This is a genomic window from Methanomicrobiales archaeon, assembly GCA_030019205.1.
GTDB lineage: Archaea > Halobacteriota > Methanomicrobia > Methanomicrobiales > JACTUA01 > JASEFH01.
Genome location: JASEFH010000026.1, coordinates 1 through 22837, shown reverse-complemented (window position 1 = coordinate 22837; position 22837 = coordinate 1). Strand labels below are relative to the sequence as shown.

The window sequence follows — 22837 nt, the reverse complement described above, 5'->3', positions numbered from 1 at the left end:
GTGGTGATCTCCGCGATTCAGCTTCGCGCCGCATACTGCACGCTTCAAATAGTGCTTTTCCGCTGGAGGTAGTATATGCAGTTTGTCCACATCGCAGACACCCATCTGGGTTTATCCGCGTTCAACCGTCTGGATCCCGATACAGGGATGAACCTGCGGGAGACGCTCGTCTACGATAACTTCCTGGCGAGCGTGGACAGACTGATCGCGCTGAAGCCCGGCGCGGTGGTGCACGCGGGGGATCTCTTCCACCAGGTGAAGCCCAAGACCCGCGCATACACCGTCGTGCTCGAGGCGCTGAACCGCCTCCACGAGAGCGGCATACCCCTGGTCGCGATCGCGGGCAACCACAGCATGGTCAAGACGCGGCACACCACCTCCCCGTTCGAGGTGCTCGAGTATCATGCCGCCGACATCCACGCCGCCTACCGTTACGCCTACCGCCGCGTGGAGATCGACGACGTCTGCTTCCACCTGATCCCCAACATGCTGCAGGCAGAGGACTACCGCCGCGCATTCGATGCGATCGAACTCTCGGGCAGTTCCGCCAACGTGCTCGTCGTGCACGGTCTGGCGAGCATCCTCTCCGACAGGCGACTCCACTCCGTTGCGGAGCACGAGATCGACTCGACGATGCTCTCCGATCGCTTCGACTACATCGCCCTCGGGCACTTCCACGGGCAGGTCCAGGTCGCCGACAACGCCTGGTACAGCGGGTCCCTGGAGTACTGCAACTACGGCGAGATCGGCGATCGGAAGGGGGGGCTGCTCGTCGATCCCGCGTCCCGCCGTGTGAAGCACCTGCCCCTCCCGCACACCCCCATGACGGATCTCGGGACGATCGTCTGCGACGGGCGATCCGTCGTCGAGATCGGCCGCGAGATCGCGGGTCGCGTCAAGCGCCTGGAGGGGGGCAGCGTGATGTGCCAGATCACGCTCGACCGGATCTCGCGCGGGGCGCTCCGCGAGATCGATCCGCAGGTTCTCCAGGAGGCGCGGGCGAGGGTCCTGGACCTCCGCCTGCGGGCGATTCTCCCCGAGGAGTCCGCTTCCCGGTTCGAGAGGCAGGATCTGGTCGGGATCGATTACCTCCAGGAGTTCGAGAAGTTCGTCCGAACACGACCGCTCCCCCCCGCTCAGAGGGACTACGTGCTCCGGAAAGGGCGGGATGTCCTGGAGCGGGCGATGGCCCGGACGCGGGAGGAGGAGCATGCTGCTCCATAGCCTGCACCTGCAGAACTTCAAGCGCTTCGCCGAGGAGCGGGTCGTGTTCCGCGACGGGATCACCGGTATCGTCGGCAACAACGGGGCGGGGAAGAGCAGCCTCGTGGAGGCGATCCTCTTTGCGCTCTACGGCGTGCAGTCGAGCGGCGTCGACCCCGACCACATCGTCAGCGCCGCCGCCGGGGACGGGGCACGGGCAACCGTCCGCCTCGACTTCGGCGCGGGCGGGGCGGACTACACGGTCGTCCGGTACTTCCGCAGGAGCGGGTCGTCCACCCAGCACGAGGCCCGCCTCTTTGCCGGCAGCCGCCAGATCGCGGAGGGGGTGACCGACGTCCAGCACGCCATCCGGCGGATCGTCGGGATGGGGCCGACCGACTTCAGGAATACCATCTACGCAGGGCAGAAGGATCTCCTCTCGCTCCTGGAGAGCCGCTCCGGCGAACGTCGGCGCTGGTTCATGCAGGCGCTACGCATCGACGCGATCCGGGACGCTGCAGACGAGGATCTGAAGGCTCTTCTGGACGAGCAGAAGGAGCGCCATACCGAACTCTCGGGGAGGCTCAAGGAGCTGGATGCGGAGAGTCTGCAGCAGGAGCTTGCAGCGGCTCGCCGGCAGGAGGCCGCCCTCCGGGAGCGGCTGAAGGGCATGGATGAACGGCAGACGGCGGTCGCCGCAGCGATACGGGAGCGGGAGTCGAAGGTCGATGCGCTGCGCGGGAAGGAGCGGGAGCATATCTCCCTCCAGCAGGGGATCATCGCACGGAGGGAGGCACTCCAGCGTGTGGCGGACGAGTGCGAACGGCTGGAGGCGGAGATTAGCGCACGGAGGATGCTGGAGGGCGAGTACCGCAGCCTCGCCGCGCAGGAGAACCGCTACCGCGAGCTGGTGCGGGAAGTGGAGCGCGAGGAGGAGAGGAAGGCGCTTCACGACCGCCTCCAGGGGGAGCGGAGGCAGCACCGCGATCGGCTGGAGATCGCACGGCAGCGTATCCAGGCGCTCGAAGCCCTGCTCGAACGCTGCGCACGGGATGCGTGCCGTCTGCAGGAGCTGCAGGAGCCGCTGGCGCGGCTGGAAGAGCTGCGGGGGCGGCTCGAGGAGCTCAGGACAAAAGAGTCGGAGTACACCCGCCTGCGGGGGGAGTGCGGGCGGGTGAGGGAGCGGCTCCGGGGAATCGAGGAGCGGATGCAGAGGATCTCCGCCGAGCTGGCATCCCTCCGCGAACGCGGAGCGGAGCTGGATCGCCGGGAGCGTGAGATCGCTCGCCTCGACGGACTCCTGCAGGAGGAGTCGATCCTGGCGGCGGCCAAGATCCCGGCGGAGCAGGCGGCGTTCTGGGAGAGTCAGCGGGATGCGGCCGAACGGCACCTCTCGCGCATGGAGGAGGAACTCCACCGCCTCGCGGCGAGGCTCACGGAACTCGACGGGATCGACGGGCGGATCGCAGCGACAGAGGAGGCGCGGGATGCGGCGGCTCACCGCAGGAGCAGCGCTGCCACCCGGTATTCGGGTGCCGTCGAGGAGCGGGAGGCTCTCGAGCAGCGTCTCCGCGAGATCGAGCATGCGGGAGCGGACGGCGCCTGCCCGACATGCCACCGCCCGCTCCGGGATCACTTCGGCCGCCTGGTGGACGAGCTCCGCCAGGAGGTCCGGGAGGCGCAGCAGCGGATCGGAGCGCTCGATGCGGAGTACCGCGAGGCCGCCGCCGACCTGGAGCGGGCGACCGCGGATCTGCGGCACCTCGCGGAGAGGCGAAATGCGCTGCAGGGTCTGCGGGAGCGGGCGGCTGCCTGCGAATCGGAGAGGCGGTCGCTCCAGGAGCAGCGGCAGAGGGCCGAGGAGGGGAGAGCACGGGCTCTCGACGCCCTCCGCGAGCTGGGATTGGAGTCCTACGATCCCGGGCGTCACGATGCCCTGCAGAGCGAGATCGTCGTCCTCAGGAGACGCAAGGAGGAGGCGGATACGCTGCGGGGCGAGTGCCTTCGGATGGAGCCGCTCGGGGAGGAACTCGCTGCGCTCGGGCTCGAGGGGGAGGGCTGCATCGCCGAGGAGGAACTCATCTCCGCCCGGATCCGCGAGCTGGGATTCCAGCCGCAGGAGAGACGCGATGTCGAGGAAGAGATCGCGGCCCTGATGCAGCCATGGCAGGAGCATCTGCAGATTCGGGAGCGTCTGAAGAACGGGGATGCCGCGAGGGCCGAACTCGACGAGCTCCGGGAGGCGGCCCGGGAGGCGGAGGCGAACCTTGCGGCAGCGGAGAGAGAGCTCCAGACCCTCGCATTCGATCCCGCCGGGTACGCAGCCCTCCTCGCGGAGTACAGGAGGGCGGTGGACTCCCACCGCCGCTTCGCGGAGCTGGCGGTGCGGATGGACGAGATCCCCGACCTCGAGAAGAGTCTCTCGGAGAGGAAGGCGTACCGGCAGCAGGTCGAGAGCGAGGTCGCCTGGGCGGAGCGATCCCTGGCGAGACTCGGATTCGATCCCGCACGCCTCGCCGCAGCGGAGGACTCCCTTCGCCAATGCACCGAACGGGCGCAGTGGCTGGCCGCGGAGAGGACCCGAACAGAAGGGGACCTGCGGCACCTTGAGGGAGAGATCTCCCGGATCTCCCTCGCCCTGGAGCGGAGTGCAGAGTATGCCGCGGAATGCGACGCGATCCGGGAGGAGATGGAGCGCCTCCGCCTGACACGGAAGTGCCTCGGTGACTTCGTCACCCACCTCCTGTCGGCCGTCCGTGGGCGGATCGAAGGCGAAGCGGGGCGCATCCTGGCGCAGATCACCGACGGTCGCTACGAATCGGTCATCCTCGACGAGAAGTTCAACCTGCTCGTCCACGATATGGGGGACGATTACCCCGTCAACCGATTCAGCGGGGGCGAGCAGGACGATATCGCCATCGCGCTCCGCATCGCGCTCAGCCGCTACCTCGCCGAGGTGCACCAGGTCCATGACAGCACCTTCCTCATCTTCGACGAGATCTTCGGCAGCCAGGACGAGGGGCGGAGGAGCAACCTCATCCAGGCGCTCCGCTCCCAGGAGGCCAACTTCCCCCAGATCCTGATCATCTCCCATGTCTCCGAGGTCCAGGGGGAGTTCTCCAACACGCTCCTCGTCGAGATGGGGGAGGATCAGACCAGCCGCGTGCAGGAGATCTCGCCATGAGGGAGGTGGACGCCTACGGGAAGGGGATCTACCGCATCCTCGAGCGAATCATCGCCTATTCGCCGAAGAATCTGGTCGACCTCTTCTCCGCGGAGAGCGGTCTCGGTCCGGCATCGTACGCCGCCTGCGGCACCGGGTTCGAGGGGAGCATCGCGGCTGTCGACGGGAGCAATGCGATCGTCCTGGACGCCGGCAGCTACGCCGTCGCCGCCGTGCGGGCGGGCGAGAGCACGTTCCGCGAGGGCACACGGCTCCACCGGGGGATCACCTCCCCCTGTCTTGCGGCCATCGGGCCGGAGCGGAAATGTGAGGAGTTCGTGAAGCTGTATCGGCGGTGCTTCCAGACGATCCCGGAGACGCCCCTCTACAGCGACGATCCCGTCCAGGCATCGGCGGTGCTGCGGGATACGCTCGAGTACTCCGTGGCGCGGCGCCTCGCCGACACCCTCGACGCAGGCGACCTGCTCCTCCTGGACGGGGCGCTCACCGCCAGCCACGCGAGCCACCAGCCCGTGATCCTGGACCTCCTCAAGCGCTGCAGGAGAAGGGGCGTGCTCTTGGCAGCGGTGACCAAACGCTCATCGGTGACCTGGGGAAACGGGTATCCCCTGGTGCCGGCAGCGGCCGGGCTCGCGGATCGATGCGGCATCGACCATCCGTGGTACGTCGGGATACCCGACAGCCTTCTCGAGGCCCCGCGGTTCAAGGAGTGGCAGCAGGGGGCCATTTTCGTCGCCCGCCTGCATCCGAGGGCGTGCAGGGCCTTCAAAGTCGAGCTGCCGCGCTACGCGCAGCCCGAGGCGATCGAGAGGACATTTGCCGCCCTCGCCCGCTACTCGGACGACGGGCGGATCGCGGGCTACCCCGTCCCGCTCATGGAGGCGCACCGTCTGGTGAAGATCGACCGGGATCTGGTGGAGCAGATGCGGCAGGATCTGATCGGGGCGATGAGCGGGGCAGGGATGCGGATCGAGGACTATCTGACCATGTTCGGGGATATTCACGATGAATTTGAACGCTATTGACGATGAGGACAGAACCAAGTTCCGGCTGATCGGAGACAGCGTGCTGAAGTACCGGTTCACCGTCCCCTACGACGGGCGGATCTTCGTGGGGGAGGTGCTGAAGATCACGGACACCGTGAAGCAGCTGACGTTCTTCGCCAAGGTGACCGACCTCCTGCACGAGAGCAACTTCCAGGACCGCAAGTGGGACACGAGACCCTATGCCGAACGCTTCTACCATTTGAGCGAGGATGTCTACCTCACGGTCGAGGCGGTGCCCCTGGGGTACGTCCAGGACTCCGGCACCTTCCGCAAGGCGAAGACGATCCCGACCAAGTTCTCCCGGGTCGAGAAGCCCAGTGCGGACGATTTCGGGTTCCTGCGGCGGGTGATGGGGGAGATCGAGGTGGGCGTGATGAAGTCAGGGCAGGATGTACTGAAGGAGGTGCGGGTGGCCCTGCACGCGAAGGTGATGCCGCAGCACATGGGCGTCTTCGCCACGACCGGCATGGGCAAGAGCAACTTCATGAAGGTCTTCTGCGCATCCTGCATGCAGGTCCGGCAGTTCGGGCTCCTGATCGTCGATCCCCACGGAGAGTACGTGGCCGGTGGCCGATCCTCGAGCGGCGAGCCCACCCGCGGGCTTCTTCACGTCTCCGCCGGGCGGGACGGGCTCTCCGTATTCACCATCCGCGACGATGCCTACCGCAGCAAGTATGCCCTGTCCCGCCTCTACCTGGAGCACGACGACTTCCGGGCCTCCGATCTCAACCTGCTCTTCGATCACTCGGATGCCCAGCGCGACGTCGTGGAGCTGCTCGATGATATGCGCGGCTCGGAGCTCATCCAGTTCTTCCTCTCGACCGAGTTCGACACCTTCGATGCGAGCGCCTACGATGGGCCCTTCCCTCACATCGCCAGGCTCCTGCGCAGCTCGCACCCGGGGACGCTCGCCGTGATCAAGCGGCACGTGAGCATCCTGGTGCGGGGCAATCCCTTCCTCCGCACCCGCGGATCGGCCATACCGGATATTCTCCGTGCGCTGGAGGAGAACCGGGTGGTGCTGATCGACATCCCCGGCATGGGCGAACGGAGCGAGCTCTTCGTCCTCTCGGTCATCACCCGCCAGATCATGCAGCGGCACCGTTCCGACTGGGGCGTGGCCGAGAAAACCCGCCCGAGGCAGGTGCTGATCACGCTCGAGGAGGCGCAGCGGGTGCTCGGCACGGGAGGGCGGAGCACCCAGATCTTCCGTGAGTGCGCCATGGAGGGGAGAAAATTCGGCGTCGGGCTCTGCGTGATCACCCAGCAGCCCCGCAACATCGATCCGAAGGTGCTCGCCCAGGTGAACACGTTCGTCATCATGGGGCTCGGGGATCGCGGTGACCGGGAGATCCTCTCCAGCAGCGCCAAGCAGGACCTCTCCCGCATGGACACCGAGATCCAGACACTCGAGCCCGGCGAGGCGGTGATCAGCAGTCTGGGGATTCCGTTCCCCGTGAGCACCCGCATCCACCTCTTCGAGGACTACCTGCAGGAACTCTCGCGGCTGCAGAAGCGGCCGATAGAGGAGGGTCTCGTGAGGGGGTTCGGGGAGTAACCTCGCAGCGTATCCCCCCCAGACGCCTGCAGCCCTCTGATCCCATCCCCCGCTTTCCTGCTGCCAACTCTCTCCCCCAACTGCCCTTCAACCCTGCCAGTTGCGTAACCGCGTAAGGGGAGAGCAAAATCCTGGAAATCTTGCCGCCCTCACTCAATAGCCTCCCGGGACAGCCCCTGTCGCAGCAGGAGCGGGAGATCTTCTGCATACGGAAGGAGGTCCCATCAGCCCGGGGAAAGGGGGTGGTGGAAGAGCGCTGTCAGGCGAGACGATACCTATCCGCGAGAACTGCGCCCCGCGGACAGTCACTTTTTCCTCTTCTCCGGGGCGCTCTTCTCGCGGTCGACCCTGGTGATGGCGACGGCGTTGACGACCGCGTCGCCCGTCACGATGTAGCGCTTCATCACCGAACCGAGGACCTCGACGACATCGCCCTTCTTCACATCCTCCTTGGGCGATGTGAACATCTTCACCGAGATCGCGCCGCTCCTGTCGGCGATCAGATACTGGGGTCGGTTCAGGAAGCGGAAGTAGACACGTTCGACGACGCCTTCGATGCGGATGGGATCCCCGAGCATGTTCAGGTTGATCGCCCGCACACGCACCTTTTTGGCCTCCTTCTCGTAGGCGGGGATCATGTCGGCGTATGTGCTCTGACTCATGTAGTTCAGGGCGATCGGAATCAGGATCATCCCGAAGAGAAGCGGAATGCCCCACTTGATGATGGTGAGGTCGCCCGTCGCAAAATAGGCGAAGATTAAAAGTATGGTGAAGAAGGCCACGACGGCCATGACGATGACCGAGACCTTCACCCGGATATTACCAATCTTCATCGGTATATCGTTAGCTCTGTATCTACTTCAGGGCAGCGATCTCCTTCCGGAACGCGACCCAGTAGAGCACACCGACGAAGAACATACCGCCGACAATATTGCCGAGAGTGACCACGATGACATTGTTCGTCCACAGGGTGACCCAGTTCAGGGCAGCGGCGTTCGGACTGCCGGCGAGCGCGTCGGTGAATATGCCTGCTGGAATGAAGTACATGTTAGCGATGGAGTGCTCGAACCCGGAGGCGACGAATGCGAAGATCGGGAACCAGATGCCGACGATCTTGCCGATGGCATCGTCCGCGCAGATACCGAGCAGGATGGCGAGGTTCACGAGCCAGTTGCAGGCAATCGCCTTCAGGAATGCAGACCACATGCCCGCAAGGCCGACGTAACTCACTTTCGCTAAAGCGATCGCTACGCCCCTGTTACCGAATGCGGTGAGCGTTGCCGCACCTGCGGCATTCCAGGTGCTGAACGGACCGTAGGCCATGATGTAGGCGAACCATACCGACCCGATGAAGTTGCCGATGTACACCCAGACCCAGAGGTTCAGCACGGATGCCCAGCTGATCCGGTGGATGAATGCCGCCATGGGCGCCAGCATCGCGTCGCCCGTGAAGAGCTCTGCGCCGGTCAGCACGGTGATGATCAGCCCCACCGGGAAGACCGCTCCCAGAACGAGCTGCGAGACGCCTGCGCTTGCCGTACCGAACCGCATCGCGACGTCGGTGGCCATGATGCCCGTGCTGCAGACCGTGGCGAGGGCACCGCCCATCGCAATGAATGCACCGGACAGGAAGCCACGAAGAACCATGTTCCAGGATGGCAACCCCGTCTTGTACTTGCCGGCATCGCCAGCCTTAGCAACGATTGCTACTGGTGGATGGAATACCATTTCTACACACCTCTCTTAACATCCTACCTATACCAGCAACTTATTAAACCTGTATAGGTCAATTGATCAGTTTTCCCCAAATTAGATAAATATCTTTCTCTTTGTACTGTCATTTTCGGAGATATTATCGTATGAGAGGGTGGAATATCCCTGCACGGGTGTAAAGGGCATCTCTCAAACCTGATTGAAAAGTCAACTATGCATCAACATTCCGGCTCCGGGAAATGTATGGGAGTAATACTGTGCGTACAGTGGATTTAAAGGTGATCCCAGCGCGCTTGTTTGGATTTCCATGGACGGATACGGCAGAGATGCGGTACTGAACTGCCCCGGACTCCTCGCAGCGAGATGCGGAGTCCTCGGAGTCGGATGACGGCATGCGGCGCCCGGAGATTCGATCCCGGGATAACCCTCACGGTACCTGGGGAAATGTCAAAAAAAAAGGTGATGCCCCGTCCGGGTCTCACTTGAAGATATCGAAGATCTGGTCGGATCCCGTGGCCGTCAGCCGCTCGCGTTCCGTTGGCTCCTCCACGAGGGCGAGCACGGGGAGCGTCATGTCGACGCCGGGGACGTAGCCGAACATCGACTCGAGATCGGTCTGGATGGCGTGCATGAAGCGGGAGTTCTCGATCTCCACGGGGCAGAGCTCCTCGCACTGCCCGCAGTTCACGCAGGAGTCGGAGATGTGCGCGAAACGGATCAGGTGGAACATGAAGTTCGGGGGGATCTCGCCGGGGGGGACCAGGTAGGGCTTCTTGGTGCTGCACTCGACGCAGTAGCAGACCGGACAGTTCTCGATGCAGGAGTAGCATCGGATGCAACGGGAGGTCTGGTCCATGATCAGCTGCAGCCGGTCTTTGCCCGTGCCCATCGACTTGAAGTACTTCTCGCGCCACTTGTCGCCGAGCTTGAGCATCGCGTTCTCGACTTTGCCGCGGATCTCGATGCCCTTCGCCGGCGCCGCCTCGGTCTTGATCGCGCCGCCCTGGGCCGCCGCGTTCATCAGGTTGGCGCCCTTCTCGCTCGTCACCTCGACAAAGGTGGCGTTCCCGGCCTTGTCGCCGATGACGCCCCAGTTGCCGCAGGCGAGGTCCGCCTGCCGCGGGACCTTCATCTTGCAGCGGCGGCAGTTGCTGCGGCGTCCGTAGCCCTCCTCCTCGAGCTCGTCCATCGAGATGCCCTTGTGCTGGCCGTCAGCCGTCTCGACGATGAACTGGCCCTTGTCGATCTCCTCCTTGACGACGGTATCGGGGTCGATGCCGAACTTCTCCTTGATCATCTTGCGGGCGACCGCCGGGCGGACGGATCCACCGCAGTTGACGCCGATCATGATCAGGTTGTCCAGGTTCAGCTGGTTCCTCTTGGCCATCTCGTAGGCGGCCATCACGTCGCAGCCCTTCAGGACGACGGCGATCTTCATGTTCGGATCGGCGCTCGTCACACAGCGGCGGAGCAGCTTGGGTACGAGCAGGGTACCCATGTGGAGGGAGCCCGCCGTGCTGATGACCTCCTTCGGGTCCGTGATCAGAACGGGCTGGGCATCGTAGAGATCGATACCCTTCCGCACCGCATAGACGGCATCGACCATGCCGCTCTCGAGGGCGAACTTGAGCAGCGCGGTGATGGTGCCGCCGGTCTCGCCGGCCTCGCGGATGGCGTCATCCGTCGACCAGGCGTATAGCATGTCGCCTTTCGTTACCATGGCTCAGGCCCCCTGGATCTTCTCGACCCGAACAGCACAGGCCTTGAACTCCGGGATCTTGGCGACCGGGTCGAGTACGTTGTTCGTCAGGACGTTCGCCGCACATTCGGCGTAGTGGAACGGCATGAACATCTCCCCTTTCTTGATGTCCTTTGTCACCTTCGCCGGTACATTCACGGAACCGCGGCGGGTGCTGGCCTTCACCACTTCGCCGTTCTTGATTCCCAGCTCTCTGGCGTCCTCCACGTTAATCTCGATCCAGCCGGTCGGGGCCTCCTTCTCGAGCGACGGGGAGCGGCGGGTCATCGTGCCCGTGTGCCACTGCCAGATGGTCCGTCCCGTGGTGAGGATATACGGGTAGTCCTTATCCGGCACCTCGGCCGGGGGCTTCCACTCGATCGGGGTGAAGACGCCGAGACCATCGGGGTGCGCGAACTTCTGGGTGTGCAGGATCGGCGTTCCCGGGTGGTCTGCCGACGGGCAGGGCCAGTGGAGCGCCTCGGGCCTCTCGAGGCGGGCATAGGACATACCGCCATAGGAGGGGGTTACCTTCGCGATCTCGTTGAAGATCTCCTCCGCGCTCTTGTAGGGGAACTGCGCCGCGTAGCCCATCTTCGCCGCCAGTTCGCTGATGATCTGCCAATCGGCTTTCGCCTCTCCCGGCGGTTCGACAGCCTTCCGCCAGCGCTGCACGCGCCGCTCGGTGCTGGTCTGTGTGCCGTCCTTCTCCGCGTAGCAGGCGGCCGGGAGGACGACGTCCGCCAGCTGGGCGGTCTCCGTCAGGAAGATGTCCTGCACGACCAGGAACTCCAGGTTCTTGAGCGCCTCCTCCACGTGGTGGAGGTCGGGATCGGAGAGCATCGGGTTCTCGCCCATGATGTACATGCATTTCAGTTCGCCGGGCTTATCGGCGAGGACGTTGATCATCTCGGTGACCGTGTAGCCCACCTTGCCCTCGGCGATCTCGACTCCCCAGGCATCCATCATCTTCTTGCGGTTCTCGGGGACGATGACCGCCTGGTAACCGGAGTAGACGTTCGGGAGCGCCCCCATGTCGCAGGCCCCCTGGACATTGTTCTGGCCGCGGAGAGCGTTCACGCCGGCGCCGGGCTTGCCCAGGTTGCCGGTGAGCATCTGGAGGTTGGCGACCGACTTGACATTGTCCACGCCGGTGGTGTGCTGGGTGATGCCCATCGAGTAGCAGACGCAGGCGGACTCCGCCTTGGCGAACCACTCGGTGGCCTTCTTGAGATCCTCGACCGGGATGCCCGAGATCTTGGAGACGTTCTCCAGGCTGTACTCGGGCTTCATCACGACTTCTTTGAGCTTCTCGTAGTCCTTGGTGCGATTCGCGATGAACTCCTTGTCCTCCCAGCCGTTGCGGATGATCTCCTGCATCAGACCGTTGAAGATCGCCACATCCGAACCGGAGACGAACTGCATGAAGAGGTCCGCCTGCTTCCCCGTCGGGGTGAGCCGGGGGTCGGCGTAGATGAGCTTCGCACCGTTCTTCTTCGCCTGCATCACCCGGCGCCCGATGAGCGGGTGCTGCTCGAAGGTGTTCGACCCGATGACGAAGACGCACTTGCTCTGGGCGATGTCGCCGATCGAGTTGGTCATCGCACCGGATCCGAACGCGCCGGCGAGCCCCACGACCGTGGAGGCGTGGCAGAGGCGGGCGCAGTGGTCGATGTGCCGCGTCTTCAGCACAGCCCGGGCGAACTTGTTCATCAGGTAGTTCTCCTCGTTCGATACGCGGGCGGAAGAGAGGCACGCCATCTCATCGGGCTTGTAGGACTTGAACTTGCTCACGATCAGGTCGTAGGCCTCGTCCCAGCTCGCCTCCTGGAACTTCCCGTTCTTCTTGATGAGCGGCTTTGTCAGCCGGTCCTCACGGTGGATGAACTCGTGGGCGTAGCGTCCTTTCGGGCATAGCTTCCCCTCGTTGACGGGGTTGCGCTGCCAGGCGGTCACCTCGACCGCCTTGCCGTCGCGCACCACGAGGTTGAATCCACACCCCGTACCGCAGTACGGGCAGGTTGTGGGAACAACTTTCATATCCATGGATAAACCTCGGACACTTAGACCTTGGGTTTCAGGGTATATAAGGATGGTGAAAATTCCGCGATTTTTGGTGAATATCGGTGGAATGCATGCGGATCGGGCCGAACCCGCCAGCGGTCCGAGCGGCAGTCCTGGAATTCGAAAAAAAGAGTGATATCAGTTCTTGTACGCTGGAGCACCCAGTTTCGGTTCGAACGCGGCGTCGCCTTCAACCCGGATCGCGTGCGAGAAGAGGGCGAGCGGGATGTCCATCGCGCAGAGCTCCTCGCACTGCCCGCAGTTGATGCAGGAGTCCGAGATGTGCGCGAAACGGCGCAGGTGGAACATGGGGTTCGGCGGCAGTTCTCCGGCTTTGACCAGCAGGCTCGGTTTTTTCAGTTCATCGGCGACCTCGAAGCAGACCGGACAGTTCTCGATGCAGGAGTAGCACTTGATGCACCGCGACGTCTCCTTCGCGATCGTGGTCCAGACATCTCTGCCGAGCGCGGCAAAGTCCTTCTTCCGCCACTTGTCGCCGAGCTTGAACATCGCGTTCTCGGTCTTGCCGCGGATCTCGATGCCCTTCGGGTTGGGCGCCTCGACCGCCAGCTTGTTCGCCTGCACTGCCGAATCGAGCATCCGGGCCCCGCGGTCGCTGCAGACCTCGACAAAGGTCGCCTTCCCGGCCTTGTCGCCGATGACGCCCCAGTTGCCGCAGGCGAGGTCCGCCTGCCGCGGGACCTTCATCTTGCAGCGGCGGCAGTTGCTGCGGCGTCCGTAGCCATGCTCCTCGAGCTCGTCCATCGAGATGCCCTTGTGCTGGCCATCCTTCGTCTGGATGATGAACTGACCCTTGTCGATCTCCTCCTTGACGACATCGTCGGGGTTGACCCCGTACTTGTCGGCGATCATCTTCCGGGCCGTGACGGGGCTCACGGATCCGCCGCAGTTGACGCCGATCAGGAAGAGGTTGTCCAGATTGATCGCGTTGCGCTTGGCAAGCTCCAGGAGTCCCATCAGGTCGCACCCCTTCACGGTGACAGCGAGCTTCATGCCGTTCGCCCCGTCGAGGTACTTCTTGACCAGTTTGGAGAGGAGCAGCGTGCCGCAGTGCAGGGAACCGGCCGTCTGAGCGATATCCGCAGGGTTGGTGATCAGGGCAGGCTCGGCGGTGTAGATGTCGGCACCCTTCTTCACGGCGAGGACTGCATCCACCGCCCTGCTCTCGAGGGCATGCTTGAGGATGGCAGACACCGCCCCCCCGCACTCGCCCTTCTTCTGCAGGTCCGCATCCGTGGACCATGCGTAGAACATGTCTCCTTTCTTTGCCATTACTGCACCTCCGGTATCTTCTCGACCCGAACAGCACAGGCCTTGAACTCCGGGATCTTGGCGATCGGATCGAGCGCGTTGTTCGTCAGGACGTTCGCCGCGCACTCCTTGTAGTGGAACGGCATGAACATGACGCCCTTCTTGATGTCCTTTGTCACCTTCGCAGGAACCTTCACCTCGCCCCTGCGGGTGATCGCCTTCACCGCTTCGCCGTCCTTGATCCCCAGCTCCCTGGCGTCCTCCACGTTAATCTCGATCCAGCCGGTCGGGGCCTCCTTCTCCAGGGACTCCGAGCGGCGGGTCATCGTGCCCGTGTGCCACTGCCAGATGCAACGTCCGGTGGTGAGGACGAAGGGATACTGCGCATCCGGCACCTCGGCCGGCGGTTTGAACTCGATGGGGAAGAATACGCCGAGACCGTCGGGGTGCGCGAACTTGTCCTTGTGCAGGATCGGCGTTCCCGGGTGGTCTGCCGACGGGCAGGGCCAGTGAAGCGCCTCGGGCTTGGATAGGCGGGCGTATGTCATGCCTGCATACGAGGGTGTCAGTTTCGCCATCTCGTTGAAGATCTCCTCCGCGCTCTTGTAGGGGAACTGCGCCGCGTAGCCCATCTTCGCCGCCAGTTCGCTGATGATCTGCCAGTCGGCTTTCGCCTCTCCCGGCGGTTCGACAGCCTTCCGCCAGCGCTGCACGCGCCGCTCGGTGCTGGTCTGTGTGCCGTCCTTCTCCGCGTAGCAGGCGGCCGGGAGGACGACGTCCGCCAGCTCGGCGGTCTCCGTCAGGAAGATGTCCTGCACGACCAGGAACTCCAGGTTCTTGAGCGCCTTCTCCACGTGGTGGAGGTCCGGATCGCTGATCATCGGGTTCTCGCCCATAATGTACATCGCCTTGAGCTCGCCGGGCTTGTCGACAAGGACATCCATCATCACGGTGACCTCGTAGCCGTTCTTGCCCTCGGCGATGCCGTCGGGGAATCCCCAGGCGTCGGCGAACTTCTTGTGCGCCGCCGGATCGATCACTTTCTGGTAACCGGAGAAGACCACCGGCAGGCATCCCATGTCGCAGGCGCCCTGGACATTGTTCTGGCCGCGGAGAGCGTTCACGCCGGTACCGGGCTTGCCCAGGTTGCCGGTGAGCATCTGGAGGTTGGCGACCGACTTGACATTGTCCACGCCGGTGGTGTGCTGGGTGATGCCCATCGAGTAGCAGACGCAGGCGGACTCCGCCTTGGCGAACCACTCGGTGGCCTTCTTGAGATCCTCGACCGGGATGCCCGAGATCTTGGAGACGTTCTCCAGGCTGTACTCGGGCTTCATCACGACTTCTTTGAGCTTCTCGTAGTCCTTGGTGCGATTCGCGATGAACTCCTTGTCCTCCCAGCCGTTGCGGATGATCTCCTGCATCAGACCGTTGAAGATCGCCACATCCGAACCGGAGACGAACTGCATGAAGAGGTCCGCCTGCTTCCCCGTCGGGGTGAGCCGGGGGTCGGCGTAGATGAGCTTCGCACCGTTCTTCTTCGCCTGCATCACCCGGCGCCCGATGAGCGGGTGCTGCTCGAAGGTGTTCGACCCGATGATGAAGACGCACTTGCTCTGGGCGATGTCGCCGATCGAGTTGGTCATCGCACCGGATCCGAACGTCGCTGCGAGCCCGGCGACTGTCGAGGCGTGGCAGAGGCGGGCGCAGTGGTCGATGTGCGGGGTCTTCAGGACACCGCGGGCGAACTTCATCATCGCGTAGTTGTCCTCGTTGGAGACGCGGGCGGAGGCCAGGACGGCGAGCTCGCTCGGCTTGTAGGACTTGAACTTCCTGGCGATCAGGTCGTAGGCCTCGTCCCAGCTCGCGGGGACGAACTTCCCGTCTTTCTTGATGAGCGGGGTAGTGAGGCGGTCCTTGCTGTTGATGAACTCGTGCGCGTAGTTGCCCTTGGGGCATACCTTGCCTTCGTTGACCGGCGAACGCTGGAACGGCGCGACACCGGCCACCTTGTTGTCTTTTACAACAAGGTTGAAGCTGCAGCCTGTCCCGCAGTAGGGGCAGGTGGTTGGTACGTACTTAAGGTCCATGAGTCTACCTCGGACATGTGACTCTTTCGATTGACTCTACTTAATAGTAATTCTTACCAGCGGATTACGGTGTGGATTATCGGTGGATGCCGAATCCCGCCCTTCTTTTGCATATATTGATTTTTCTGGAAGTACAATTAATTTATTAAACTCCAGCGGCTGAGATCATATTCGATCAGCCTGAGGCGCATACCGCATGCGACGGATTCCCGTACCCCCGATGCTTGAGACCCTGGTGCTCGGCGCCCTCTGCCGCATGGACGGGATCGAGTTCGACCGTCTCGATGCCTGCGACGCCTGCGGCGGCGACGTTCGGGGGCACGACCACAAGCGGAAACGGTTCGCATCGATCCGGGACGAGGGGAAGGTCCGCGAGATCTCCGTCCTGGTGAAACGGTTCCGCTGCATGCGGTGCGGAAAACTCTGCTATGCGGACTCACCCTTCTACCCGGACACCCGCTACGGTACGCCCATCGTCGACCTCTGCTGCGTGCTCTGCCGTGATATGCCCTATCACCGCGCTGCACGCCTGATGGAGGCGATGGGGATCGTCATCGACCGGGGCACGATCCGGAACTACGCGGGGCGGGACTTCGGCACCATCCCGTACACGAAGATTCTGGGCATCCCTCTGCCGCTCTCCCTGCTGCGCCTCTCAACGGCCGTCTTCCGCTTCGACAAGCAGAGTCCCGTCGTGGGGGCAGAAGCGCTCACCGCCTGTCGCCTGCCATCCGCAGGTCGGGCAGCGCCTGACGCGGGGCGGCTTTCCCAGCAGGGGGATCAGCGGGATGAACAGCAGCAGGAATAGGAACGGCAGATCGAAGACCAGCCAGGCCACCGCGGTGATCAGGAGCGATGCCAGGAGCAGGAGGAGGGCTACCATGATCCGGTTCGTCCCGCCACCTCCTGGACTGCATACGCCGGAAGGGCATCGGAGAGGCTCCCGATCTCCTCCCTGAGGTCGATGCCGCCGAGCTCCCTCGCGAGGAGCGGCGACCCGATCCCCGCCGCGACGATGGTATCCGCCCTGCACCCCCTCCGCACCTGCTCCACCCGCTCGAGGATCTGCCTTCTCTGGGTCTCCCAGCATGCCCGCGCTATCTGGACCGCCCCTTCCTGCCCGATCTCATCGAGATCGGCGCAGACCACCCGTGCCAGGCGACGCATCGCCCCGGAGAGGGTTGCGTCCCTCCCGTCGGGCGGCGGGCAGGCATACTCCTCCTCCCGCAGGTGCCCCAGCACGAGATGGGCATCGGCGCTCGCGGCGAAGAACTCGCTGCTGGTGGGCGTCGGAACGCCGTCGATCTTGACCTCCGGCAGGATCGCCGCCACGCTGGTGCGGAGCATGCCGCTGTAGAGCAGGTAGCCCTGCTGCAGCCGTTCGAGATCGGTCAGCCCCAGCAGTTCGGGAAAGCGGGAGAGGGGAACGATATCCGTCGTGGTGCTGCCCATGTCTACCAGGATGCCGTGCGGGTACCGCTCCCGAAGGTAGTCTGCGGATGCGAGCCAGTTCGCCGCCGCCAGCTGCGGCACCGCCTCCCGGTGGAATCGGGCATCGGTCCCGTAGAAGATCGCCCCGGGAATCGCTGCCCGCACCGCACGCACGATGAAGGAGACCCCCTCCATCCGGCTCCCGAAGCAGTCGGCGAGTTCGCCGCTCATGACCACGGCGGCGGCGTCCACCCCCTCGGCCCGGGCGTAGTTCTGCAGCATGTCGGCGAGAGGCGCCCCCGCGAAGAGCGGGCAGTATCGGATGTCCACCTTCCGCCCATCCACCACCTTCAGGTTTGCCCCCCCGACGTCGATTCCGATCACAGCCGCTTCACGCTCCCGTCCTTCTGGAACTGCACCCGTCCGCGGCAGTGCACCTCGGCAGGCAGGATCCCGTGGGAAGCGTCCACCAGGATCCGTGCGATCTCCTCCTCCATGCAGGCGGCGATCCCGATGATGCTCGTGGTGATCCGGGGGTTGACGTCCACAACGTACACGCGGTCCGCGACGACCACATCCACGCCGGTATAACCCTGGCACCCGAGCACCGTCACCGCTCGGGCCGCCTGGTCCGCGATCTCGTCCTTCCGTGCATGCGGAACCGGGGTCTCGCCGCCGCGGTACTCGAACCGCCCGTCCGCGATGCGGATATCCTGGCGGTTGAGGGCGAGCAGGAGCGGGGGGGCGCCGCTGTAGTAGAGGCACGCCTCCCCGACGACGCGGCCGGCCACAAGGCTCACGGAGAGGTGCTCACCCTCGATGAACCGCTGCCCGAATTCGCCCCCGGAGGGGGGATCGGTCGAGAGGCGGACCCCCTCCGCCCCGCAGCCCATCACAGGCTTGATCACCCGCATGCCCGTCTGGACCTCCTCCGGAACCGCGATGCCGTGCGAGGCGAGAACCCTGCCGGTCAGCCGCTTGTTGGCGCAGACGGCGGCGGCGGTACTGCCGCACCCGATATTGTGGGTATGATCCTCGACGATCTTCGTGAAGCGGGGGATCAGGTGGTCCGGAGCGATCACGAGCCCCAGATCGCAGGCTGGAGCCAGCCGCTCCAGCTCCGCCTCGAACCCGTTTCCCGACGGGGACACCACTTCGTAGCCGCACCTCGCGAAACTCTCGCGCAGCACCTGCAGCATCGCCGCCCCCTCCGGGGCGAGCTGGGGATCGTGGAGCACCGTGTACTCGGCAAGGAGCGCCCTCTTCATCGACGTACTTCTCGACGTTATCGCCGATATCTCTTTTCCTAGGATGGCATTGCTGCGGTGCGGAGCAGATGGGATTATGCGGAGAGGCAGCTAACGGTTGCTGGACGGGTGGCGAACGTGTGCGATTGGAGGCTGGCCCCGGAGGACATCGAGCGGATCCGGATCCTCGTGGTCACGCTCGCGATCACCATCGTGCTATCGATCCTGCTGAAGGGTGCCATCGACCTCATTCGCCCCTGTGCGAGCATCGAGGGCGTGGACTGCCCTCCCGGCTACGCCTATCCCAGTCTGCATACAAGCACCGCATTCTCGTTCGTCTTCGCGCTGATCGGACATCCCCTCCTCCCTGTCGCCTACACTCTTGCCGTTCTGACCGGGTGGTCGCGGATTCTGCTGCATGCCCACACATGGTACGATATCGCCGGCGGCATCGCCGTAGGCGGGTTCGGGTACAACTTCGCGACCTCGCTCCTGCGCCGCAGCGGAAGGGGCTCCGGAGGCGATCGGGAGTATGCCCGGCAGGCGGTGCACGCCACCCTGGGCCTAGTGCTGGCGGCGGCGCTGTGGCGCTTCGGGATCGAACCCCTCCTCATCCCCCTGCTCCTCATCGTTCTCGCCGGCACGCTCATCATCCACGCCAAAGTGATCGGGATCCGCGTTCCGATCATCGACCAGCTTCTCGCCTGGTACGAGCGTGACGGCGTGCTGCCCGGAGAGGGGTCCTTCTACTTCGGGATCGGGGTGCTCTTCACCGTGGGGCTGCTGCGGCACAGCGCTGCCGCGGCCACGGCCGTCGTCCTGATCCTCTCACTCGGCGACGCCCTCGCCACCAGCATCGGGAGGCGTTTCGGGAGGCGGAGGCTGCCCTGGAACAGGGACAAGTCGCTGGAAGGATCGGTCGGGTTCGCGCTCGGGGGTCTCACAGCGCTCCTGATCCTTCCCTCGCCCGTGACCATCGTCGTAATCCTGCTGGCCACCTTCCTGGAATCGCTGCCTCTGAGACTGGATGACAATTGCACCATACCGATCGTCAGCTCGATCCTCTTCTACTTCCTGATCTAGGTGCTGCGGTGCATCACATCATTGCGGCAGGAATCCCCGGAAGAGGGCTGGCGTACCTCCCTGTCCCCCAGCCCCACGAACAGCCCGGGGGAACGCCCGGACGAGGATACTCGCGGCGGAGGTGGCCCGGTGGACGCCGGGGAAGATCGTCCACGGGATGGGAGGCGCCCCTGTCCTGCGGGCATGCGTGAGGGTCGGTGCGGTGTCGTCCCCCGGCGGCATGCTGCTGGGGAGGGAGCACGAAGTCCCGGGACGGGGGCGATCCGCCCTGGCTGCAGGAAACGCTGCGGGGTGCCTGTGCGGAGACCTGACACTCTATGGGGGGATTGGAGCACCGGAGCCGATCTGGGGGGTGGCGCTGGCGGCCGGGTCGGCATGACACGCCCGGCGGGGATCACCCTTTTTTCCTGCGGCGCGTATATACACACTGACGATGAGAAAGAAGATCCTACTCACCAACGACGATGGCATCAACTCGGCAGGCCTCTGGGCGGCGTACGAGGCGCTCTCCCCTCTTGCCGACGTGCACATCGTTGCACCCGCCACGCAGCAGAGCGCTGTCGGGCGATCCATCTCGATCTTCGAACCGATTCGGGCGACGGACGTCCGCCTCAACGGTGCACGGGCTGTCTCCGTTGCCGGGAAACCCACGGATGCGGTGATCATCGGCCTCTTCAACCTGAATCTGGACCCGGATCTCGTCGTAAGCGGAATCAACATCGGGGAGAACCTCTCATACGAGTCCATCATGACCTCCGGGACCGTCGGGGCGGCCCTCGAGGCCTCCAACCAGGGCGTCCCGGCAGTGGCATTCTCGCTCCAGGTGGAGGACCAGGGGGACAAGTTCGACGATCCTCGATTCTACGCCCGGGGATTCGAAGAGTCGAAGGCGGTGGTGCGGGACGTATGCGAACGACTTCTTGTCCGTGGATTTCCGAAGGGGATGGATGTGCTCAACGTGAACGTGCCGTCGAGGGTAAGCGGCGGATACGAGATCACCCGCCTCGCCCGCAAACTGTTCGTAACCGGTGTGGAGAAACGCCTGGATCCCCGTGGAAGACCCTACTTCTGGATCAACGGACCGCTCCTTGAGGATGCGGAGGAGGGAACCGACGTTCATGCAGTGCGGAAAGGGAACGTCTCCCTCACCCCGATCACGCTCGACTGCACTGCCTTCGGGGGCAAGAAGGCGCTCCAGGAGCTCTTCTCGCCAGTCTGATCGCCGCCCGGACCTCCGGACGCCACCGCATGCTTTTCATGCTAGCCCGGCGATAGTACCCCTGCATGGAAGAGTTGCAGATCCTCGCGGCCAAACGGGATGCCGCTCTCCGGGCGGCGGAGATGGTCGCTGACGGCATGGTGATCGGTCTCGGGACCGGCTCGACAGTCGATTTTGTCCTGCAGGGCCTGGGAAGGAGGATCGCCGACGGGCTATCGATCGCAGGTGTCCCCACGTCCTACCAGACCGCCATCCGCGCCCGCCAGTACGGTATCCCGCTCACCACCCTGGACGATCACCCATCGCTGGACCTCGCCATCGACGGGGCCGATCAGGTGGACGGGGCAAAAAGGCTCATCAAGGGCGGCGGGGCTGCACTCACGCGGGAGAAGTGCGTCGCGGCGGCGGCGGCGGAGCTGGTCATCGTGGTGGACCCGGGGAAACTGACCGACGCACTGCGGGCGCCCGTCCCGATCGAGGTGCTGCCCTTCGCGGTCACGCCCCTCCTGAAGCAGCTTCGCATGGCTGGCGGAGAGCCTTCCCTGCGCGAAGGCGTGAGAAAAGACGGTCCCGTGATCACGGACAACGGCAACTTCGTCGTGGACTGTGCGTTCGGGGTGATCGAACGCCCGGAGGAGCTGGAAGCGCACCTGACCTCCCTTCCGGGAGTGCTGGAATGCGGGCTGTTCACACAATTTGCCGAAAAGACAATCGTCGTGGTGGGGAGAGGCGGGGAGGAAAAGATCTAAACGATGTACTCCCGCACCTTCTTGATCAGATCGAGCTGGCTCTTCGCCTCACGCTGCTTGTCCTTCTCGATGCTGTCCATGATGTCCTCGATGCGGCGTACGAGCTGGTAGATCTTCACCGGCCTCCCCTTGCTGTCCGCCTTGCTCTCCCGGCTCTCCACCCAGCAGCACTCTTTTAAAAACCGCATCGCGATGCTCACCTCCGGCTGGCGGAGATCGGTCCCCCGTTCGATATCGCGCGAGGTCGCTTCGGGTACACGGGCCAGGTAGACCAGCACCTTTGCCACGTTCCGTTTCATACCGAGGCCCATCAAGAGGTTCGCCAGCTCGTCCTCCTTCTGCGTAAAATACACCACCTTATCGGACCTCATGAATACACCCTCAGCATACCATTAATTTCTAAAATCGGACTATAAATATATTATTATTTTAAATTAATATTCTTATGATAAACCCTCCGATCCTCCCAATGGAATCTCCTCGATTATCCATTGAGGAGATGAGGGAGGATGCTTTCTAAATGAGACCGAGGTTGGTTAAATCGGAAAGGATTTTGTTTACCGCTTTCTTTGCGTCTTCCGGCTTCTTGCCCCCCGTGATGATCAGCTTGCCGGAGCCGAAGAGCAACACCACGACCTTCGGGTCTTCGAGGCGGTAGACCAGACCCGGGAACTGTTCGGGTTCGTACTCAATCCGCTCGAGGTTGAACCCGACGGCGATCTTGTTGAGGTTTATCGGCGAACCCAGGTCAGCGGAGGTGACGATATTCTGGATCTTGTAGGTCAGGTTCTCGGGGATCTCGATCCCCAGGGACTTCAGCTGCCGCCCGAGGATGTCGAGACCCCTGTTGAGGCTATCGATGCTCTTTGCCCCCGTCAGGACGACCTTCCCGCTTCCGAATACGAGGGCGGCAATTTTCGGATCCTGCATCCGCAGGACGACACCCGGAAATCGCTTCTTATTGTATTCTGCATCCTTTATCTTGGATGCGAGGGTGGGGAGATCAAGGTGATCGCTAACTTTTGCAGAAGCCACGATATTCTCGATCTTCAGTGACTCTTCGGCTCTCATGGTATAAAGATGCCACAGGACAGTATATAAATGACTCGCTTGCGGGGGGAGATCGTCCGCTAGAAAAGAGCGTGAGAGGACTACTCCTCCAGCGTGGTTATGTCGCCCGGATCCATGCCGAGTTCCTTTGCCTTCAGGACCCGCCGCATGATCTTGCCGGACCGCGTCT

19 protein-coding genes are annotated in these 22837 nt (G+C 63.6%); 9 read left to right on the top strand and 10 right to left on the bottom strand.

Annotation, left to right across the window (positions count from 1 at the left end; all coding sequences use genetic code 11):
* The first annotated feature begins 75 nt into the window (after positions 1–75).
* The 4 genes from QMC96_11790 to QMC96_11775 are packed head-to-tail and all read left to right on the top strand — an operon-like array spanning position 76 to position 6991.
* The gene (locus QMC96_11790) at positions 76–1224 is read left to right on the top strand and encodes a metallophosphoesterase (protein MDI6877441.1); all 1149 of its coding nucleotides are present in this window, start codon (positions 76–78) and stop codon (positions 1222–1224) included.
* Positions 1211–4387: an SMC family ATPase gene (locus QMC96_11785; GenBank protein MDI6877440.1), complete on the top strand. Its 3177-nt coding sequence runs from the start codon at positions 1211–1213 to the stop codon at positions 4385–4387. Before QMC96_11790 ends, QMC96_11785 begins: the two co-directional genes overlap by 14 nt.
* Positions 4384–5412: a DNA double-strand break repair nuclease NurA gene (locus QMC96_11780; GenBank protein ID MDI6877439.1), complete on the top strand. Its 1029-nt coding sequence runs from the start codon at positions 4384–4386 to the stop codon at positions 5410–5412. Before QMC96_11785 ends, QMC96_11780 begins: the two co-directional genes overlap by 4 nt.
* On the top strand, positions 5393–6991 hold the full coding sequence (locus tag QMC96_11775) for an ATP-binding protein (GenBank protein MDI6877438.1): 1599 nt from the start codon (positions 5393–5395) through the stop codon (positions 6989–6991). The genes QMC96_11780 and QMC96_11775 overlap by 20 nt, the downstream gene beginning before the upstream one ends.
* A gap of 305 nt (positions 6992–7296) precedes the next feature.
* On the opposite strand, the gene QMC96_11770 is transcribed toward QMC96_11775, so the two are convergent.
* From QMC96_11770 to fdhF (QMC96_11745), 6 genes are all read right to left on the bottom strand, one after another.
* Entirely contained in the window at positions 7297–7824 is a 528-nt protein-coding gene (locus QMC96_11770; protein ID MDI6877437.1) for a nucleotide-binding protein, read from the bottom strand.
* A 22-nt stretch (positions 7825–7846) separates the two neighbouring features.
* Entirely contained in the window at positions 7847–8719 is an 873-nt protein-coding gene (locus tag QMC96_11765; protein MDI6877436.1) for a formate/nitrite transporter family protein, read from the bottom strand.
* A 463-nt stretch (positions 8720–9182) separates the two neighbouring features.
* Positions 9183–10424 (bottom strand): Coenzyme F420 hydrogenase/dehydrogenase, beta subunit C-terminal domain, encoded by a 1242-nt coding sequence (locus QMC96_11760; GenBank protein ID MDI6877435.1) that lies wholly within the window; start codon positions 10422–10424, stop codon positions 9183–9185.
* Positions 10425–10427: 3 nt separating this feature from the next.
* Complete coding sequence (fdhF, locus tag QMC96_11755) at positions 10428–12488, bottom strand: formate dehydrogenase subunit alpha (GenBank protein MDI6877434.1); 2061 nt, start codon at positions 12486–12488, stop codon at positions 10428–10430.
* Positions 12489–12644: 156 nt separating this feature from the next.
* A complete protein-coding gene (locus tag QMC96_11750) occupies positions 12645–13799 on the bottom strand; it encodes a Coenzyme F420 hydrogenase/dehydrogenase, beta subunit C-terminal domain (GenBank protein MDI6877433.1) in 1155 nt (384 codons plus the stop codon).
* Complete coding sequence (gene fdhF / locus QMC96_11745; GenBank protein ID MDI6877432.1) at positions 13799–15868, bottom strand: formate dehydrogenase subunit alpha; 2070 nt, start codon at positions 15866–15868, stop codon at positions 13799–13801. The genes QMC96_11750 and fdhF (QMC96_11745) overlap by 1 nt, the downstream gene beginning before the upstream one ends.
* 220 nt (positions 15869–16088) lie before the next feature.
* Here fdhF (QMC96_11745) and QMC96_11740 point away from each other — a divergent pair, with 220 nt between their 5' ends.
* Complete coding sequence (locus QMC96_11740) at positions 16089–16676, top strand: hypothetical protein (GenBank protein ID MDI6877431.1); 588 nt, start codon at positions 16089–16091, stop codon at positions 16674–16676.
* Between the two features lie 68 nt (positions 16677–16744).
* On the opposite strand, the gene QMC96_11735 is transcribed toward QMC96_11740, so the two are convergent.
* The gene (locus QMC96_11735) at positions 16745–17683 is read right to left on the bottom strand and encodes a hydantoinase/oxoprolinase family protein (GenBank protein MDI6877430.1); all 939 of its coding nucleotides are present in this window, start codon (positions 17681–17683) and stop codon (positions 16745–16747) included.
* Positions 17680–18567, bottom strand: coding sequence for an ATP-grasp domain-containing protein (locus QMC96_11730; protein MDI6877429.1), 888 nt, complete (start codon positions 18565–18567; stop codon positions 17680–17682). Before QMC96_11730 ends, QMC96_11735 begins: the two co-directional genes overlap by 4 nt.
* Positions 18568–18684: 117 nt before the next feature.
* Here QMC96_11730 and QMC96_11725 point away from each other — a divergent pair, with 117 nt between their 5' ends.
* The 4 genes from QMC96_11725 to rpiA all read left to right on the top strand — a co-directional run bounded on the left by QMC96_11725 (position 18685) and on the right by rpiA (position 21597).
* On the top strand, positions 18685–19629 hold the full coding sequence (locus tag QMC96_11725) for a phosphatase PAP2 family protein (GenBank protein ID MDI6877428.1): 945 nt from the start codon (positions 18685–18687) through the stop codon (positions 19627–19629).
* A 121-nt stretch (positions 19630–19750) separates the two neighbouring features.
* Positions 19751–20008 carry a hypothetical protein gene (locus QMC96_11720; GenBank protein ID MDI6877427.1) on the top strand — a complete coding sequence of 86 codons (258 nt, stop codon included), beginning with the start codon at positions 19751–19753 and terminating at the stop codon, positions 20006–20008.
* A gap of 54 nt (positions 20009–20062) precedes the next feature.
* A complete protein-coding gene (gene surE, locus QMC96_11715; protein MDI6877426.1) occupies positions 20063–20848 on the top strand; it encodes a 5'/3'-nucleotidase SurE in 786 nt (261 codons plus the stop codon).
* A gap of 65 nt (positions 20849–20913) precedes the next feature.
* Positions 20914–21597, top strand: coding sequence for a ribose-5-phosphate isomerase RpiA (rpiA, locus tag QMC96_11710; GenBank protein MDI6877425.1), 684 nt, complete (start codon positions 20914–20916; stop codon positions 21595–21597).
* Here rpiA and QMC96_11705 read toward each other — a convergent pair.
* Both QMC96_11705 and QMC96_11700 read right to left on the bottom strand, forming a co-directional pair.
* Complete coding sequence (locus QMC96_11705) at positions 21594–21968, bottom strand: ArsR family transcriptional regulator (GenBank protein MDI6877424.1); 375 nt, start codon at positions 21966–21968, stop codon at positions 21594–21596. The genes rpiA and QMC96_11705 overlap by 4 nt on opposite strands.
* A gap of 145 nt (positions 21969–22113) precedes the next feature.
* Positions 22114–22668: a TATA-box-binding protein gene (locus tag QMC96_11700; GenBank protein ID MDI6877423.1), complete on the bottom strand. Its 555-nt coding sequence runs from the start codon at positions 22666–22668 to the stop codon at positions 22114–22116.
* Positions 22669–22837: the final 169 nt, after the last annotated feature.

Coding starts and splice junctions, on each gene's coding strand:
- fdhF (MDI6877432.1), bottom strand. CDS start 15,868: ATGGACCTTAAGTACGTACCAACCACCTGCCCCTACTGCGGGACAGGC.
- QMC96_11705 (MDI6877424.1), bottom strand. CDS start 21,968: ATGAGGTCCGATAAGGTGGTGTATTTTACGCAGAAGGAGGACGAGCTG.
- QMC96_11790 (MDI6877441.1), top strand. CDS start 76: ATGCAGTTTGTCCACATCGCAGACACCCATCTGGGTTTATCCGCGTTC.
- QMC96_11740 (MDI6877431.1), top strand. CDS start 16,089: ATGCTTGAGACCCTGGTGCTCGGCGCCCTCTGCCGCATGGACGGGATC.
- QMC96_11765 (MDI6877436.1), bottom strand. CDS start 8,719: ATGGTATTCCATCCACCAGTAGCAATCGTTGCTAAGGCTGGCGATGCC.
- rpiA (MDI6877425.1), top strand. CDS start 20,914: ATGGAAGAGTTGCAGATCCTCGCGGCCAAACGGGATGCCGCTCTCCGG.
- QMC96_11750 (MDI6877433.1), bottom strand. CDS start 13,799: ATGGCAAAGAAAGGAGACATGTTCTACGCATGGTCCACGGATGCGGAC.
- surE (MDI6877426.1), top strand. CDS start 20,063: ATGAGAAAGAAGATCCTACTCACCAACGACGATGGCATCAACTCGGCA.
- fdhF (MDI6877434.1), bottom strand. CDS start 12,488: ATGGATATGAAAGTTGTTCCCACAACCTGCCCGTACTGCGGTACGGGG.
- QMC96_11785 (MDI6877440.1), top strand. CDS start 1,211: ATGCTGCTCCATAGCCTGCACCTGCAGAACTTCAAGCGCTTCGCCGAG.
- QMC96_11770 (MDI6877437.1), bottom strand. CDS start 7,824: ATGAAGATTGGTAATATCCGGGTGAAGGTCTCGGTCATCGTCATGGCC.
- QMC96_11775 (MDI6877438.1), top strand. CDS start 5,393: ATGAATTTGAACGCTATTGACGATGAGGACAGAACCAAGTTCCGGCTG.
- QMC96_11780 (MDI6877439.1), top strand. CDS start 4,384: ATGAGGGAGGTGGACGCCTACGGGAAGGGGATCTACCGCATCCTCGAG.
- QMC96_11700 (MDI6877423.1), bottom strand. CDS start 22,668: ATGAGAGCCGAAGAGTCACTGAAGATCGAGAATATCGTGGCTTCTGCA.
- QMC96_11730 (MDI6877429.1), bottom strand. CDS start 18,567: ATGAAGAGGGCGCTCCTTGCCGAGTACACGGTGCTCCACGATCCCCAG.
- QMC96_11760 (MDI6877435.1), bottom strand. CDS start 10,424: ATGGTAACGAAAGGCGACATGCTATACGCCTGGTCGACGGATGACGCC.